General features: G+C 60.0%; 19 protein-coding genes. 13 read left to right on the top strand and 6 right to left on the bottom strand.

Annotated elements, in window-relative coordinates:
• Positions 1-5 precede the first annotated feature (5 nt).
• Positions 6-1,040 (bottom strand): alpha/beta fold hydrolase, encoded by a 1,035-nt coding sequence (locus ACL2XM_RS26355; protein WP_413731962.1) that lies wholly within the window; start codon positions 1,038-1,040, stop codon positions 6-8.
• A 180-nt stretch (positions 1,041-1,220) separates the two neighbouring features.
• Between ACL2XM_RS26355 and endA the strand changes: the two genes are divergently transcribed.
• From endA to ruvX, 5 genes are all read left to right on the top strand, one after another.
• Positions 1,221-1,919, top strand: coding sequence for a deoxyribonuclease I (endA, locus tag ACL2XM_RS26350; protein ID WP_410013574.1), 699 nt, complete (start codon positions 1,221-1,223; stop codon positions 1,917-1,919).
• A gap of 62 nt (positions 1,920-1,981) precedes the next feature.
• Positions 1,982-2,713: a 16S rRNA (uracil(1498)-N(3))-methyltransferase gene (rsmE, locus tag ACL2XM_RS26345; RefSeq protein ID WP_410013573.1), complete on the top strand. Its 732-nt coding sequence runs from the start codon at positions 1,982-1,984 to the stop codon at positions 2,711-2,713.
• Between the two features lie 11 nt (positions 2,714-2,724).
• Complete coding sequence (gene gshB, locus ACL2XM_RS26340; RefSeq protein WP_410013572.1) at positions 2,725-3,675, top strand: glutathione synthase; 951 nt, start codon at positions 2,725-2,727, stop codon at positions 3,673-3,675.
• 109 nt (positions 3,676-3,784) lie between these two features.
• Positions 3,785-4,348, top strand: a complete 564-nt coding sequence (locus ACL2XM_RS26335; protein ID WP_410013571.1) for a YqgE/AlgH family protein — start codon at positions 3,785-3,787, stop codon at positions 4,346-4,348.
• A complete protein-coding gene (gene ruvX / locus ACL2XM_RS26330; protein ID WP_410013570.1) occupies positions 4,348-4,791 on the top strand; it encodes a Holliday junction resolvase RuvX in 444 nt (147 codons plus the stop codon). Before ACL2XM_RS26335 ends, ruvX begins: the two co-directional genes overlap by 1 nt.
• A gap of 46 nt (positions 4,792-4,837) precedes the next feature.
• On the opposite strand, the gene rhaM is transcribed toward ruvX, so the two are convergent.
• The 4 genes from rhaM to rhaB all read right to left on the bottom strand — a co-directional run bounded on the left by rhaM (position 4,838) and on the right by rhaB (position 8,813).
• On the bottom strand, positions 4,838-5,152 hold the full coding sequence (gene rhaM / locus ACL2XM_RS26325) for an L-rhamnose mutarotase (RefSeq protein WP_413727705.1): 315 nt from the start codon (positions 5,150-5,152) through the stop codon (positions 4,838-4,840).
• Between the two features lie 95 nt (positions 5,153-5,247).
• Positions 5,248-6,075, bottom strand: a complete 828-nt coding sequence (gene rhaD, locus ACL2XM_RS26320; RefSeq protein WP_410013568.1) for a rhamnulose-1-phosphate aldolase — start codon at positions 6,073-6,075, stop codon at positions 5,248-5,250.
• Positions 6,076-6,081: 6 nt separating this feature from the next.
• Complete coding sequence (locus ACL2XM_RS26315) at positions 6,082-7,344, bottom strand: L-rhamnose isomerase (protein ID WP_410013567.1); 1,263 nt, start codon at positions 7,342-7,344, stop codon at positions 6,082-6,084.
• Positions 7,341-8,813, bottom strand: a complete 1,473-nt coding sequence (rhaB, locus tag ACL2XM_RS26310) for a rhamnulokinase (RefSeq protein ID WP_413727704.1) — start codon at positions 8,811-8,813, stop codon at positions 7,341-7,343. The genes ACL2XM_RS26315 and rhaB overlap by 4 nt, the downstream gene beginning before the upstream one ends.
• A 336-nt stretch (positions 8,814-9,149) precedes the next feature.
• Here rhaB and rhaS point away from each other — a divergent pair, with 336 nt between their 5' ends.
• A complete protein-coding gene (gene rhaS, locus ACL2XM_RS26305; RefSeq protein ID WP_410013565.1) occupies positions 9,150-9,977 on the top strand; it encodes an HTH-type transcriptional activator RhaS in 828 nt (275 codons plus the stop codon).
• A gap of 105 nt (positions 9,978-10,082) precedes the next feature.
• On the top strand, positions 10,083-10,970 hold the full coding sequence (gene rhaR / locus ACL2XM_RS26300; protein WP_413731961.1) for an HTH-type transcriptional activator RhaR: 888 nt from the start codon (positions 10,083-10,085) through the stop codon (positions 10,968-10,970).
• A 194-nt stretch (positions 10,971-11,164) separates the two neighbouring features.
• Here rhaR and ACL2XM_RS26295 read toward each other — a convergent pair whose 3' ends face one another.
• A complete protein-coding gene (locus tag ACL2XM_RS26295; protein WP_413721428.1) occupies positions 11,165-12,163 on the bottom strand; it encodes a type IV pilus twitching motility protein PilT in 999 nt (332 codons plus the stop codon).
• A 16-nt stretch (positions 12,164-12,179) separates the two neighbouring features.
• On the opposite strand from ACL2XM_RS26295, the gene ACL2XM_RS26290 reads away from it, so the two are divergent.
• The 6 genes from ACL2XM_RS26290 to hemW all read left to right on the top strand — a co-directional run bounded on the left by ACL2XM_RS26290 (position 12,180) and on the right by hemW (position 16,438).
• The gene (locus ACL2XM_RS26290) at positions 12,180-12,893 is read left to right on the top strand and encodes a YggS family pyridoxal phosphate-dependent enzyme (RefSeq protein WP_413721429.1); all 714 of its coding nucleotides are present in this window, start codon (positions 12,180-12,182) and stop codon (positions 12,891-12,893) included.
• Between the two features lie 21 nt (positions 12,894-12,914).
• Entirely contained in the window at positions 12,915-13,736 is an 822-nt protein-coding gene (proC, locus tag ACL2XM_RS26285; protein WP_410013561.1) for a pyrroline-5-carboxylate reductase, read from the top strand.
• Between the two features lie 50 nt (positions 13,737-13,786).
• On the top strand, positions 13,787-14,341 hold the full coding sequence (locus ACL2XM_RS26280) for a YggT family protein (protein ID WP_410013560.1): 555 nt from the start codon (positions 13,787-13,789) through the stop codon (positions 14,339-14,341).
• On the top strand, positions 14,338-14,646 hold the full coding sequence (gene yggU / locus ACL2XM_RS26275) for a DUF167 family protein YggU (RefSeq protein WP_410013559.1): 309 nt from the start codon (positions 14,338-14,340) through the stop codon (positions 14,644-14,646). The genes ACL2XM_RS26280 and yggU overlap by 4 nt, the downstream gene beginning before the upstream one ends.
• A 72-nt stretch (positions 14,647-14,718) precedes the next feature.
• Complete coding sequence (rdgB, locus tag ACL2XM_RS26270) at positions 14,719-15,312, top strand: RdgB/HAM1 family non-canonical purine NTP pyrophosphatase (RefSeq protein WP_413721430.1); 594 nt, start codon at positions 14,719-14,721, stop codon at positions 15,310-15,312.
• Positions 15,305-16,438: a radical SAM family heme chaperone HemW gene (gene hemW / locus ACL2XM_RS26265; protein ID WP_413723494.1), complete on the top strand. Its 1,134-nt coding sequence runs from the start codon at positions 15,305-15,307 to the stop codon at positions 16,436-16,438. Before rdgB ends, hemW begins: the two co-directional genes overlap by 8 nt.
• Positions 16,439-16,517: the final 79 nt, after the last annotated feature.

The raw sequence follows: 16,517 nt of genomic DNA, 5'->3' as shown, positions 1-16,517 counted from the left end.
CGGGCTCAGCCGGCGCTAAAGAACCCCTCCAGCTCGCGGGCCACCGCTTCAGGCTGCTCTTCCGGCAGGAAATGCCCGCAGTGGGGCACCACCACCCCTTGCACATTATCGGCAAAGGCCCGCAGGGGGGCGGCCATATCGATGATGGACCCCTGATCGGCGCTCAGCGCCAGTACCGGCATCGCCAGCCCGCCGTTCCCGCTCAGGCGCCGGTTCTGCGCCGCGGACAGCGCCGCCTCCCGGTAATAGGCCAGGCCGGCGCGCAACCCGCCGTCTTGCTTAAAGGCGCGCAGGTACTCATCGATATCCGCCTCGGTAAAAGACTGTGGATTGGCGGTCTTGCGCCGCAAGAACCAGTCCAGGTATTCCCGCTCGCGTCCGGCAATCAAAACTTCCGGCAGGTCCGCAATGGCGTGAAAGGCAAAATGCCAGGTGCGCCAGGCCCGGTCCGGCGCCGTGGGCAGCGCGTCGGGCAGGGTGATGCCCGGGATGCCGGCATCAAGCAGCGCCAGACGCCGCACCTCGTCGCCAAACATCAGCGCGTAGGGATAAGCCACCCAGGCGCCGATATCGTGGCCGGCCAGGAAATAGCGCCGGATACCCAGCTGGCGCAGCAAGCCATGCACGGCGTTCGCCAGGCTTTCAGTGTCATAGCCGGCCTGCGGGCGATCCGAATCCCCCTGCCCCGGCAGGTCCGGGACAATCACGCGATAGCCCCGCGCCAGCAGCGGCATGACTTTTCGCCAGGCGTACCCGCTTTCGGGAAACCCCGCCAACAGCACCGCCACGGGGCGCGGATCGGCGGCGGACGTTTCCGCGCGCGTCTTCACCGCGTCGCCGCCCGTGCCCTCGGGCAATGCTGTATCGCTCGTATCCCCGCCGGCGCTATGGCCGTTATCGACATAGTGGATCCTTACCCCCGCCACGGTGGCGAAGCGATGGACAAATCCGGCCAGATCCGCGTCCGGGCGCGACGCGGCGACGGCCGCCGCTATCCTGAAGCCAGGTTTCAGGGACGGTGATGGTATAGAGTCAGTCATAACATCTTCCTATAGGGTTGCAGGCAGGCTCCCAATATAGGAAACGATCATTTCCAAATCAAGCGATATCGATTGGCAGCGGCGCGGAAAACCGCGCCGGCAGGATTTTTTTTGCCGCTTCGATTTGCCTGCAACCCCGGGATTGGTTAACCTGCGTTTTTCCTTTTAATGAATCCGAAGATGCAACACAGAATTGTTTGGTTCCTTTGTTTTTCCCTGTTGCCGATCGCCGGCGGCGTCCTGGCGCAAAACATCAATAACTTCAGCCAGGCGAAAGCGGCGGCGGTAAAAATCAACCAGGATGCGCCGGGTTCCTTTTATTGCGGCTGCAAAATCGACTGGCAGGGAAAAAAGGGCACCCCGGATCTGGCATCATGCGGTTACCAGGTGCGCAAAAGCGCCCTGCGCGCCAACCGGATCGAATGGGAACACGTGGTGCCGGCCTGGGAATTCGGCCATCAGCACAGGTGCTGGCAGGAAGGCGGGCGCAAAAACTGCGCCAAAGATGCTGACTATCGGCAAATGGAAAACGACCTGCACAACCTGCAGCCGGCGATCGGCGAAGTCAACGGCGATCGGGGCAATTTCCAGTACAGCCAATGGCGCGGCGGCGAGGGACAGTACGGCCAGTGCGCCATGAAAATCGATTTCAAGAATAAACAGGCCGAACCGCCGGCGCGTGCGCGCGGCGCCATTGCGCGCACCTATTTTTATATGCGCGACCGTTATCATCTGAATATCTCGCGCCAGCAAACCCAGCTGTTCGAGGTCTGGGATCGGCAATATCCCGTCACCGCCTGGGAATGCGAACGCAACCGGCGCATCGAAAAGGTACAGGGCAACGCCAATCCCTATATTCAGCGGGCTTGCCAGTCGTAACACTGCTGCCTACTATGTGATGACGCGCGCCGCGCACCAACCAGGACGAAAACGATACCAGCATGCGAATACCGCGTATTTACCATCCCGGGCCGCTCCCGGCCAAGGGCACCGTGGCGCTCGATGAAGACGCCGCGCACCACCTGACGCGCGTACTGCGCATGTCCGAAGGACAATTACTGCATCTGTTCGACGGCAGCAATCATATCTTCGAAGCGGAGATTGCCGCGGCGGGCAAGAAAAACGTCACGGCCACCATCATCGCCTCTCGTCCGGCCAATTTCGAGTCCCCGTTGCAACTGCATTTAGGACAAGTCATGTCCCGGGGCGAGAAGATGGAATTTACCATCCAAAAATCCATCGAACTCGGCGTCAATGTGATTACGCCATTGTTTTCCGAGCGCTGCGGGGTCAAGCTGGATGACGACCGCATGGCGAAAAAAATCCAGCAATGGCGGAAAATCGCCATCGGCGCCTGCGAGCAGTGCGGCCGTAACAGTCTGCCGCTGATCCGGGAAGCCATGGACCTGGAGGCGTGGTGCGCCGAGCGGGATGAAGGATTAAAACTCAACCTGCACCCGCGCGCCGCGCACAGTATTAATACGCTGCCGCTGCCGGTCGATAAGGTACGGCTGCTGATTGGCCCGGAGGGCGGCCTGTCCCCGGAAGAAATAGCCATGACCTCACGCCATGGATTTACCGAAATCCAGCTGGGGCCCCGTGTTTTGCGCACAGAAACCACAGCGCTCACCGTCATTACCGCACTGCAGGTGCGTTTCGGCGATCTGGGGTAAAGGAGAAACAAATGTTAAAGCTCGGCATCGTGATGGATCCCATATCCTCCATCAATATCAAGAAAGACACCAGTTTCGCCATGCTGCTCGAAGCGCAACGCCGCGGCTGGCAGATCCATTACATGGAAATGAGCTCGCTGTACCTGCGCGGCGGCGAGGCGCGCGCCACCACGCGCCTGCTGGCGGTAAAACAGGATTATGACCAATGGTATAGTTTCCACGGCGAGCAGGATATCGAGCTTGGCGATCTCGACGTGATCCTGATGCGTAAAGATCCGCCGTTCGATACCGAATTCATTTACGCCACTTATATACTTGAACGGGCGGAAGATAAAGGCGCGCTTATCGTCAACAAACCGCGCAGCCTGCGCGATTGCAACGAAAAGCTGTTTACCGCCTGGTTCGCCCACCATACGCCGGATACCCTGGTCAGCCGCCGCGACGATCATATCCGCGCGTTCTGGCAGGAACACGGCGACATCATCCTCAAACCGCTGGACGGCATGGGCGGCACCTCGATATTCCGGGTAAAAAAAGAAGACCCCAACCTGTCGGTCATCATTGAAACCCTGACCGGCTACGGCCAGCACTTTTGCATGGCGCAAAACTTCCTGCCGGAAATCAAGGACGGCGACAAGCGGGTGCTGGTCGTGGACGGCGAACCGGTGCCCTATTGCCTGGCGCGCATTCCCAAAACGGGTGAAACGCGCGGCAACCTGGCTGCCGGCGGACGCGGCGAGGCGCGGCCGTTGACGGAAAGCGATTGGAAAATCGCCCGCGACGTCGGCCCGATCCTGAAAGAAAAGGGGCTGATTTTTGTCGGCCTGGATATTATCGGCGATAAGCTGACGGAGATTAACGTCACCAGTCCGACCTGCGTGCGCGAAATCGAAGCCGCGTTCCCGATTTCCATTACCGGTATGCTGATGGACGCCATCGAAAAACGCCTGGGCAAAAACTGATTTTATGCCGGCTGCGGGCGGATTTCGCTTGCGGCCAGTGACTTATCCCTGATTTAGCCGCATACTGCTGTTCGACTATTTATTAAACTACTCACCCTAAAAAGACAGAATGAATTTACAGCATCACTTTCTTATCGCCATGCCCTCTTTGCAAGACCCTATGTTCAAACGCGCGGTGATCTATATCTGCGAGCATAACGACGACGGGGCCATGGGACTCGTCATTAATAAACCCGTCGAGCAGTTCACCGTCGAGAGCGTGCTGCACAAACTCAAGATCATGCCGGCCGAGCGCGATCCGGCGATCCGCCTGGATAAACCGGTGTTTGCCGGCGGCCCGCTGGCGGACGATCGCGGGTTTATCCTGCATACCCCCTGCGAGGGATTCGGCTCCAGCATCGGCATCTCCGCTGAAACCATGATTACCACGTCCAAGGATGTGCTGGAAACCCTCGGCACCGCGCAGCAGCCGCAGGATGTGCTGGTGGCGCTGGGCTACGCCGGCTGGGACAAGGGGCAGCTGGAGCAGGAATTATTGGAAAACGCCTGGCTGACCATCCCGGCCGACAGCGATATCCTGTTTCGCACGCCCATCGCGTCGCGCTGGCGCGATGCGGCCAGGAAGCTGGGTATCGATATTCATAATATCGCCAACGAAGCGGGCCACGCCTGATGACCAACCGGACCATGATGGCTTTTGATTTCGGCACCAAAAGCATTGGCGTTGCCATTGGCCAGGAAGTCACCTGCACCGCCCGTCCCCTGGCGGCGTTTAAGGCCCAGGATGGCGTTCCCGACTGGCTGGCGGTGGAAAAACTCCTGCGCGAATGGCAGCCGGACGTGATTGTGGTGGGACTGCCGCTGAATATGGACGGCACCGAGCAGCCGCTGACGCTTAAGGCGCGTAAGTTCGCCAACCGGTTGCATGGCCGTTTTGGTTTTGAGGTGGTGCTGCACGATGAGCGCCTGAGTACCGTGGAAGCACGCGCCGACCTGTTCGAGCGCGGCGGCTACCGCGCGTTGAACAAGGGCCGGGTCGACGCCGGATCGGCGGTGGTGATCCTGGAAAGCTGGTTTGAACAGCTGCTGGCCGTGCGCCACCCCCATGCCAGGTAAGGGATTTCCGGTAATGCCTGCCGGGTAATCCGGTCAGCAACGTCGCTCACTCCAGATAAAAAACCGGCCGCAGCTCACGGCTTACCGGGCTGTTGTCCGCATTGGCCGGCATCACGTCGGTCATTTGGCGCCACCAGCGCTGGCACACCCCGGTGGCGGCCACTTCGTTCCACCGCTGCTCGGACTCCATTTCCACATACGCAAACAGCAAATGGCGCTCCTCGTCCATGAAAATGCTGTAGTGGTGGGCGCCGTGGGCTTTAAGGGTGTATTCCAATTCCGGCCAGATCGGGTTATGACGCCGCCGGTACTCCTCGTGGGCGTCGGGATTGACCTGCATGACAAAGGCCTTTCTGATCATAATCAATGCTCTTATCAATAATGAGGGTGAACCGGCGCGGGCGCGGCACGCCGAATACCGGGCGCGTGAACATCCGCCGCGCCGGTACCGGCGCCTTACTCTACATCCAGCGCCGACGCCATCGGCGTCACGCCGAAACGCTGCCCCAGGGCAATCAGCTCGTCGCGGCTGATGGTCTGCTTTTTGCCGCCCATGGCGCGCACCTTGACCATGATTTCGGCCGATTTTTCCGCGGTGTCAATCAGGCCAAAGGCGTCGTCCAGGGTCGGCCCGGTGGCAAAAATACCGTGGAACGGCCACAGTACCAGCGAATGGGAGCGCATCTGCGCCGAGGTGGCGTTGCCGATGCCGTCGGTGCCGGGCACCATCCAGGGCACGATGCCCACGCCGTCAGGGAACACCACCAGGCATTCGGTGCTGCCTTCCCACAGTTCGCGGGTAAAATGCGCGCTGTCCAGTTTCAGCACAAAACTCAGGGCAATCAGGTTGGTGGCGTGGCAGTGCATAATCACCCGGCCGCTGCCCTGCGTCACTTCCTGGCGCACCACGTGCGACTGGAAATGGGACGCCAGTTCCGACGTCGGCAGGCCGCCGGCGGTCAGGCCCCACAGAATGCTGTAGCCGTTGCCCGCGGCGTTTACCTGCAACAGCACCAGGTTATCCGACGGCGATAGCTGGACATTGCGAAAAAACTTACCTGAACCGGTGACCAGAAAATAGGTATTGGCCAGCTCCGGCACCGGCTCGGTCAGCGTTTCGGTGCGCGGCCGGGGCGTGAATTCCCCACGGTACGGCGCCACGTCTTCGGGGGTCAGGCGCAGGCTAACGTTGCCGCCATTACGTTCATCCCAGCCTTTAAGCCACATGTCGGTGGTGGCTTTGACCATTCCCTGTACAAACCAGGAAGTCAGTATTGTTTGCATAGCGTCTTATCCTTTGCGTGTTGTTAACGTTGCGCGTTCATATTCACGCACCGTCTGCAGCCAATCGCCGCCTACCGGCACATTGTGCAATTGGCAATATTTGTCCCATACCGCCTGCCAGGGCAGCGATTTTTGTTCTTCCAGCAGCGCCAGGCGCGCCGTATAGTCGCCCTGCTGCTCAAGTTGGCGCAGTTCCCCGGTCGGCTCCAGCAGCGCCCGCAGCAGCGCTTTTTTCATATTGCGGGTGCCGATGACCCACGCGGCGATGCGGTTGATGGAGGCATCGAAGAAATCCAGGCCGATATGTACGCGGTTAAACAGTTTCTGGCGCACGATTTCCGTGGCGATGGCCTGGGTTTCGTCGTCCAGCAGCACCACATGATCGCTATCCCAGCGTACCGGGCGGCTCACGTGCAGCAGCAGGCGCGGCACAAACAGGATGGCGCTGGAAATCTTATCGGAAATCACCTCGGTGGGATGAAAATGCCCGGCGTCGAGGCACAGGGCGGTACCGCGGCTGGTGGCATATCCCAGATAAAATTCACTGGAGCCGACGGTATAGCTTTCCGCGCCGATGCCGAACAATTTACTTTCCACCGCGTCGATATGGTGATTGCGGTCCAGCTTTTCCGCCATCACGGCATCCAGCGCCTCCAGCAGCCGCTGACGGGGCGCCAGGCGATCGATGGTCAGGTCCTTCATGCCGTCCGGGATCCAGATATTCATCACCGACGGCGTGCCCAGTTCACGGCCAAAATAGGCCGAGACGCGGCGGCTGGCCTGGCAATGTTCAATCCAGAACTGGCGGATGCCGTCGTCCGCGTGGGACAGGGTAAATCCGTCGGCGCTCAGCGGATGGGAAAAACAGGTGGGGTTGAAATCCAGTCCCAGATGATGCTCCCGCGCCCAGCTGACCCAGCGGGAAAAATGCTTCGGCTCGATTTCATTGCGCTCCACCTTGCCTTCGGCCTCCAGATAGATGGCGTGCAGGTTCAGGCGTTTTGGTCCCGGGATCAGGCTGAACGCCTGCTCCAGGTCGGCGCGCAGCTCCTGAGCGTTATGCGCTTTGCCGGGATAGTTGCCGGTGGCCTGGATGCCGCCGGTGAGCGCGCCGCCCGTGTTTTCAAATCCGGCCACGTCATCGCCCTGCCAGCAATGCATGGATACCGGCAGGGTATCGAGTAATTCGAGCGCGCCCTCCACATTAACATTGATATCCGCAAACCGCTGTTTGGCCAGGAGCCAGGCTTGTTCAATGGATTGACTCATAATAAAATTTCCTCTTTCAGGTGGCAGAGCGCCAAAAAACGTTGCCAGTGCGTGGCGAAATCGGGATCGGGATTAGGGGTGTAATGGCGTAATGGGAAATTGGCTTCCACCACGCCGCGCCAGTGGGCGACGTCGGCCACCTCCCCCAGCGCCATCAGCTGGCAACCAATATTGCCCAGCGTCGAGGCCTCCACCGGCCCGGCGGTCACCGGTATCCGGCAATTGTCGGCGCAAAGCTGGTTAAGCAAAGGGTTCAGGCTGCCGCCGCCGACGATATGCAGCCGGCTTAGCGGGACGCCGCGAAGCCGGCCCAGTTCAAGCAGTACCTGGCGGTATAACAGGGCCAGGCTGTCGAAAATACAGCGCGCAAGCGCGGCGGCATCCTCCGGCGCCGGCTGTTGCTGTTCCCGGCAGGCCTGGCGAATGGCCTCCACCATTGACGGGGGATTAACAAATCGTTCATCGTTGGGATTAATAAGGCTCCGGCAGGCCGGCCGGGCCGCGGCGGCGGCCAGCAAAGCCTCCAGGTCCGTTATCGCCAGCTCGCTGCACACCCGCTGCAACAGCCATAATCCCATAATGTTTTTCAGAACCCGGTAGCGCCCGTTGACGCCGCCTTCGTTGGTGATATTCATCGCCAGCGCACGGTCGTCGTTAAAGGGACGATCGCTGTCGATACCCATCAGCGACCAGGTACCGGAGCTGAGATAAGCGCAGTTATCGCCATGCAGCGGGGCCGCCACCACGGCGCTGGCGGTATCATGGGACGCCACGGCGATAACCGGCACCGCCTGGCCGCCCGGGCTGATCCAGTGTCCCGGCGTATTGCCGGGCTGCGTGGGCGTGCCCAGCCAACGCCGGGGAATCGCGAGGTAATCGAGCAGGGACGGATCCCAGTCCCCGGTGGCAAGGTTAAGCAATTGGGTCGTGCTGGCGTTGGTGTATTCCCAGTTCAGCGCGCCGGTAAGGCGAAAGTAAAAATAATCCGGGATCATCAAAAGATGCGCCACCTGATCGAGGCCGGCGGGGTGCTGTTGGCGCCAGGCTTTCAGTTGGTACAGGGTGTTGAAGGACAAGAACTGAATGCCGGTGAGCCGGTAAATATGCTCACGCCCCAGTTCATCCAGCACCGCGGGCATAATGCCGTCGGTGCGGTGATCGCGATACGATACCGGGCAGCTTGCCCGTTCGCCCTGCGCGTTCAGCAGCACGTAATCCACCCCCCAGGTATCGATACCGATACTGTCGATAACGGTGCCGGCGCTATCCAACGCGGCCAGGCCAAACAGGATTTCCCGTTCCAACTGGTCCAGGTCCCAGCAATCGTGCCCGTCGACTGAAATAAAGGTATTGGGGAAGCGGTGAATTTGCTTAAGCGTGACGTTTTGCGTGGCTGAATGCCATTGAGCCAGCATGACCCGTCCACTGGACGCACCGAGGTCGACAGCTACGCTATTTCGTACGGCCATAGTGAATATTCCTCTTTCATTCTATGACCGGCAGTGTATTCACAATAATGACGGGCCACCTTCCGGTGAATGCCAACATGGAAGTGCCGGTGGCAGAATAGTAAAGATGAACGTGAAACCGATCACAAAAATAGCATTACCTCAATAACGCAATATTTACGCGGGCAATGAAGGGCATTATTCCCCAGCGCCTGTGATCTCAGCCGCAATTTTGAATATTCACCCGGCCAATCTTTAAAAAATAACCTGAATGTCAGCGATGGCGGTCATTTATTCAAGGTGAAGCCATGGCCAGTCGCCATACTATAAGCACCGAATAACGGTGAGGTGCTGAAGATGACGCTACTTTGCGGTGATGATTTTTTTATTTCCAAAGACGCGACGGTCACCATTGAGCCGCGCGTGCCCCAGGCCGCCTTCCCTGAGCATTATCACGATTTTTGGGAAATAGTGCTGGTGGAGAAAGGCTCGGGTATCCACGTGTTTAACGATCAGCCCTATGTGTTGAATAGCGGCACCGTCTGTTTTATCCGCGCGGACGATCATCATTTATTTGAGAATGTCGATGAGCTGATAATGACCAATGTGCTTTATCGTTCACCGCAGGGCTTCCGGTTTTTAACCGACATCAGCCGTTTCCTGCCGGCCCAGAACCTGCCGGACAGCCAGGTTAACTGGCAGATTAACCATGCGGGCATGCAACAGGCCAAACAGTTTATCCAAACGCTTGCCGAGCTGACGACGGATACGTCGCCCGAAGGCATCGCGGCCAGCGAAGGGCAATTTTTGCAGCTCTTGATTATGCTGCGCCATGGCTGTTTCCAAAGCCAGGGCGAGGGCGATCGCGAGCGGCGCCTGCGCGACCTGCTGCGCTGGCTGCAGCATAATTTCTGCAACGACATCGATTGGATGGCGCTGGCCGAGCAGTTTTCACTGCCGCTGCGTACGCTGCATCGCCAGTTAAAACAGCAGACCGGCATGACGCCGCAGCGTTATCTTAACCGGCTGCGTTTGCTGGAAGCGCGCAAGCGCCTGCTGGAGAGCGACAAAACCATTACCGAAATAGCCCACGCCTGCGGTTTCAGCGACAGCAATCATTTTTCCACCCAGTTCCGGCGCGAATTTTCCCACTCGCCCAAAATGTTGCGTAACGGTGAACACTGAACGCCGGTAGCCGGCGGAAAAATATGACAATTGTCGCCAGTCTCAAGTTTTTAGGTAACCCGTTATGCCATGATCCCTCTCTTGCCCAGGCGTTGAGGGGGTCTGATGGTGTCTAACCTGAAGCTGAGTACCACCGACTATTTCCTGTCGGACAAAAATGCGATTACGGTGGCGGATCGTCATCCGCAGCCGATATTCCCCACGCATTACCATGATTTTGACGAGTTGGTGATTGTTTGGCGCGGCAATGGCCTGCATATCCTCAATGATGTGCCCTATGCCATTACCTGCGGCGATCTGTTTTACGTCAATGCCCGCGATCGCCATAGCTATGAGTCGGTCAATGAGCTGGAGCTGGATAATATACTGTATTGCCGCGGCCGGCTGACCCTATCCACGGATTGGAACGCCTTGCTGCCGGGCGAGGAAGCGACGCAGGAACAACGCTACTGGCGGCTTAGCACCCCCGGCATGTCGGTATTGCGCCGTGAGGTGGACGCGCTGGCGCGGGAATGCATGAAAACCGATCCGCTGTCCGTCCTGCTGAGCGAAGCATTATTCCTGCAGGTGGCGCTGCTGTTGAAGCGGTTTCGCCACGCCCCCGACAGTCCGCTGCTTTCCGACGCCGAACAGCTGGACTTGCTGCTGATGGCGCTGCGGGTCAGCATCGAACAGCCTTTCAGGCTGGACGACTTTTGCCACCGGCACCAGCTTAACGCCCGTAGCCTGAAGACGGTGTTCAAGCAGCAGACCGGCATCGGCGTTAATCAGTATTTACGGCAATTAAGGCTGTGCAAAGCCATGGATTTGCTGCGCCATGGACAACAGACCATCGGCGAGGTGGCGTCACGCTGTGGTTTCGACGACAGCAATTATTTTTCCGTGGTGTTCAATCAGTCTTTTGGCGTCTCGCCACGGGAATATCGCCAGCGATTCCAGAAAAACCAGGACGGCAAAAAGCCTTTTAGCACGGCAAACCCACTATTGCTTTGACGTGAAGTACCACACCGCCAGCGCGATCAAAATAAAAATCCAGGTGACTTTTCTCATTTTTTTTCCGTGATTTGCCGTAGTTTGGCGCTTATTTCAGGCCATACCTGTCATGCGCGCTGGTTTTTGGCGATTTTATACTACCACCCCGCTTTTGCAATGGTTATACCCGCGCCGCCCTAAGCCCATCACATATTTTACTGGTAGAGATATTTGCCCGAGGTCATGCGCCGGTAGCTTTGTTCAAACGTCTGCATGCCCTGTGCGTTGCCGGTCTGCAGCAAGCCCGGCAGCAAATGGGTTTTGCCGTCGCGAATAAGATTGCGCACGGCGGGCGTGGCAATCATCAGCTCGAACAGCCCCATGCGCCCGCCCTGCTCCCGGGGAACCAGCTTTTGCGCCATGATGCCAAGCAGGCCGGCGGCCAATAGGCCACGGGCAAAGGCGCGCTCATTGGCGGGAAAGACATCCAGGAGCCGGTCCACCGCCTGGGCGGCGTGGCGGGCATGCAGCGTCGCCAGGACCAGATGACCGGTTTCGGCGGCGCGCAGGGCCAGCCGGATATCCGCCTCGTCGCGCAGTTCCCCCAGCAGGATCACATCCGGGTCTGCGCGCATGGCGGCCCGCAGCCCGGCATTGAAATCCTGGCAATGGCCGCCGATCTCCCGCTGTTGGATCAGGCTGCGCCCGGCGGCATGGATATACTCGATGGGATCTTCCAGGGTAATAATATGGACCTGACGCTGCAGGTTAACATAGTCCACCATGGCCGCCAGGGAGCTTGATTTGCCGCTGCCGGTGGCGCCGGTGACCAGCAGCAGCCCCTGCGGCTGCTTTAGCAGCCCCTTGACCACGGGTGGGATGCCCAGCTCCGCCAGCGACGGGCTTTGCGTCGGTATCAGGCGAAAGGTGGCCGACGTCCCGGTGCGCTGGCGAAAAAAGTGGCAGCGCAGCCGCTGGCGGCTGGAGAGCGTGGCCGCGCAGTCGGCCTGCCCATCGCGCGCCAGCTGCCCGCGCCCGCGTTCATCCAGCAAGCGGTCGCCGCAGGCGATGACCCAGTCTTCCCGTACCGGCGGCAGCTGGTCCAGACAACACAAACCGCCGTCGATACGCACGATCGGCGCCTGGCCGGGACAAAGGTGCAGATCGGACGCATTATGCTTTACACTAAGGGCCACCAGTTCATCAATATCCATATGACCTCCTGAAACCATGAGTACTATCGAGCAGAATCTACAGCAGGTAACAGAACGAATCTCGGCGACCGCGCGTCAGTGCGGCCGCGATCCGCAAGAAATTACCCTGCTCGCCGTAAGTAAAACCAAACCTGTGACGGCTATCGAAGAAGCCATCCGGGCGGGGCAAACCGCCTTTGGCGAAAATTATGTCCAGGAAGGCCTGGAGAAAATCAGCTACTTCCGGCAAAAAGCCGTTACCCCGCCGTTGAGCTGGCACTTTATCGGTCCGCTACAGTCGAATAAAAGCCGGCTGGTGGCGGAGCATTTTGACTGGCTGCATACCCTGGATCGCCTGCAGCTGGCGCAACGCCTGAACAACCAGCGCCCCCCGGCGCTGGCGCCGCTCAATGTGCTGATTCAAATCAACATCAGCGGTGAAGAGAGCAAGTCGGGCATTGCGCCGCATCTCATGGCGGATCTGGCCGCCCAGGTGGCGGAGCTGCCCAGGCTGAGGCTGCGGGGCCTGATGGCCATTCCCGCCCCGCAGGCGGATTATCAGCGCCAGTTGGCGGTTTTCCAGCAAATGGCGGCGCTATTTGCGGATTTGCGCCGCAGCCATCCCGGCGCCGATACGCTGTCGCTGGGAATGACCGACGATATGCCCGCGGCCATCGTCGCCGGCAGTACCCTGGTGCGTATCGGCACCGCGATTTTCGGCGCCAGGGACTATCGCGCACCGATGGCATAACCCATTACCATGAGGAATAGCATGCAACAGCGTAAAATTACCTTTATCGGCGCGGGCAACATGGCCCAGGCCATTATCGCCGGCCTGGTCGCCACCGGTTACCCGGCGGGTTTGATCACCGTCTGCGCGCCGTCGCAGGCCAATCGCCAACGGCTTGCCGCGCGCCTGGGGGTGAATGAAAGCGCCGATAACCTGGCGGGCGCCAGGCAGGCGGAGGTGGTGGTGCTGGCGGTGAAACCCCAGCTGATGGCCGAGGTTTGCGCGCAGCTGCGCCAGGGAATGGATTTTTCCGGCAAACTGGTGCTTTCCATCGCGGCCGGTGTTAACGTTAGCCGGTTTTACGCCCTGCTCGGCGAGACGGTGGCCATTGTGCGCATCATGCCCAATACGCCGGCATTGGTCGGCAAGGGCATGAGCGGCCTTTATGCGCCGGACCAGGTCGGCCGGGCGGATCGCGATTTCACCGCCGATCTGATGGGCGCGGTGGGCAAGGTGTGCTGGGTGGACGAGGAAAGCGGTATAAACGGCGTCATTGCCGCGGCGGGCAGCGCGCCGGCCTATTTTTTCCTGTTGATGGAAGCCATGCAGCAAGAGGCGGTAAGGATGGGCTTTGACCAGGAAACGGCCGGCCTGCTGGTAAGACAGGCCGCCGCCGGCGCCGCCGCCCTGGCCGATGCCAACAGCGCGACCCCGTTTGCCACGCTCCGGCAGAATGTCACGTCCAAAGGAGGCACCACCGCCGCCGCATTACAGGTATTCGAACAACATCAGCTGGCGCAAACCGTAGCCGAGGCCATGCAGGCCGCGGTGGCGCGCGCTGAAGAAATGGAAAAATTATTCTGATTTTTTGCCGTAATCGTGCATTTTAACGCTATTAAGGATATCACCCTCTTATGCTGACGCTGACGTTTCTGGTCAAGACGCTATTTGATTTTTATATCATGGTGCTGCTGCTGCGCATCTGGATGCAGTGGACCCGTTGCGACTTTTATAATCCGTTTTCACAATTTATCGTTAAAATCACCCAGCCGGTCATCAAACCCCTGCGCCGGGTTATTCCCTCCATCGGCCCCATCGATACGGCGTCGCTGCTGCTGGCGTTTATCCTGGCCACGCTGAAGTTTCCGCTGGAAATGCTGATCCAGCTCGGCGGCGTGACGCCCGACCCGCTGTATCTGCTGGTGGGACTGTTGACGCTGGTAAAATCAGCCGGCCAGCTGATTTTCTGGGTTATCATCATCCGCTCGCTGATGAGCTGGATAAGCCAGGGGCGCAGCCCGATGGATCAGGTGCTCTACCAGCTTAGCGAACCGCTGATGGCGCCGGTACGCCGCATTATTCCCGCCATGGGCGGCATCGATTTCTCCGCCATGGTGGTGATCCTGATCCTGTATCTATTCAACTATATGGGCATGGACCTGTTTCCGACGCTCTGGTACCGGCTGTGATCTGCGCCTGGCTGGACGCGGGCGACGTGGTATTGCGACTTTATATCCAGCCGAAAGCTAGCGGCGATCGGATAGTCGGCCCGCACGGCGACGAGATCAAGGTCGCGATCACCGCGCCGCCGGTGGACGGCCAGGCCAATGAACATCTTACCCGTTTCATCGCCAAACAGTTCGGCGTGGCCAAGAGCCGGGTTATGATTGAAAAAGGCGAACTGGGCCGCCATAAACAGCTGCGGATAACCGAGCCGCCCCGCCTGCCCGCGCTTATCGCGCAACTGCTGGCGGACGACGCCGCCGGCGCCTGAGGCGTGTACCGGCATCCCCCGCGCCGGGCTTGCCCCGCCTGGCACGAATGACCCCTTTTGTGGACAGATGATATGCAAAAAGTAGTACTGGCCACCGGCAACGCCGGCAAAGTGGCCGAACTGGCGGAATTACTGGCGGATTTCGGCCTGGACGTGGCGGCGCAAACCGCCCTGGGCGTCGACTCCGCCGAGGAGACCGGCCTGACCTTTATCGAAAACGCCATCCTCAAGGCGCGTCATGCGGCGGCGGCCACCGGCCTGCCGGCCATCGCCGATGATTCGGGCCTGGCGGTGGACAGCCTCGGCGGCGCGCCGGGCATTTACTCCGCCCGCTACGCCGGCGCGGCGGCATCCGATCGACAGAACCTGGAAAAACTGCTCGATGCCCTGAGGGACGTGCCGGACAACGAACGCGGCGCCTGTTTTCACTGCGTGCTGGTATATCTGCGCCATGCGCTTGATCCCACGCCCCTGGTGTGCCACGGCATCTGGCGCGGCGTCATCAGCCGCGCGCCGTCGGGCACCGGCGGTTTCGGCTATGACCCGGTATTTTACCTGCCGGATGAAAAGCGCACCGCCGCCGAGATGACCCGCGGGGAAAAACAGCGCGTGTCCCATCGCGGCCAGGCGCTGGCGCAGTTGCTGGGCGCCCTGCGTGATGCTTAGTTTGCCGCCGCTGAGCCTGTACATCCATATTCCGTGGTGCGTACAGAAATGCCCCTATTGCGATTTCAATTCCCATGCGTTGAAAGGCGACGTGCCGCATGAAGAGTACGTCGGCCACCTGCTGGCGGATCTGGATCAGGACGCCGCCTATACCGGCGGCCGGGAAATCGGCACCATTTTTATCGGCGGCGGCACGCCCAGCCTGCTGAGCGCGCGGGCTATGCAGCTGTTGCTCGACGGCGTGCGCGCGCGGCTGCCGGTGAGCCGCGCGGCGGAAATCACCATGGAAGCCAATCCCGGCACCGTGGAGGCCGACCGCTTTCACGGCTACCAGCAGGCGGGGATTAACCGTATCTCCATCGGCGTGCAAAGTTTCCAACCGGAAAAACTGGTGCGCCTCGGGCGCATCCACGATGCGCAGGAAGCCCGGCGCGCGGCGCGGCTGGCCGCCGGCCTGGGGCTGCGCAGCTTTAACCTGGACCTGATGCACGGCCTGCCCGATCAAACGCTGGCGCAGGCGCTGGACGACCTGCGCCAGGCTATGGAACTCGAACCGCCCCACTTGTCCTGGTATCAGTTGACCATCGAGCCGAATACGCTGTTCGGCTCGCGTCCGCCGGTGTTGCCCGACGACGACGCGCTCTGGGATATCTACCAGCAGGGAAATGCGCTGCTGTTTGCCGCGGGCTACCGGCAATATGAAACCTCGGCCTATGCCAAACCCGGTTTCCAGTGCCACCACAACCTCAACTACTGGCGTTTTGGCGATTACCTGGGGATCGGCTGCGGCGCCCACGGCAAATTAACCCAGGCCGACGGCCGCGTGCTGCGTACGGTGAAAGTGCGTCATCCGCGCGGCTATATGCAGGGTAAATATCTGGACAAGCGCTATGCGGTGGTGCCGGCGGATTTGCCGTTTGAATTTTTCATGAACCGTTTTCGCCTGCTGGAGCCGACGCCGCGCGCAGAGTACGCCGCCTTTACCGGGCTGGATGAAAGCACGGCGCGCGAAGCGCTGGATCACGCGCTGGCCGGGGGCTATATTACCGAAAGCCCGTCAGCGTGGCAGGTGACGGAAAAAGGCAAGCTGTTCCTGAACCCGCTGCTCGAGCTGTTTATGGAATGACGGGGGCCGCCCCGCGCCGATAATTCAGGCGCCTCCGGCCGCAGGAAGAGCGTCCCTGCGGCACGGTGTCGCCGGGCGC

It is taken from the genome of Sodalis sp. RH20 (assembly GCF_047324205.1).
Taxonomy (GTDB): Bacteria; Pseudomonadota; Gammaproteobacteria; order Enterobacterales; family Enterobacteriaceae; genus Acerihabitans.
This window is presented reverse-complemented; position numbering and strand designations above follow the sequence as displayed.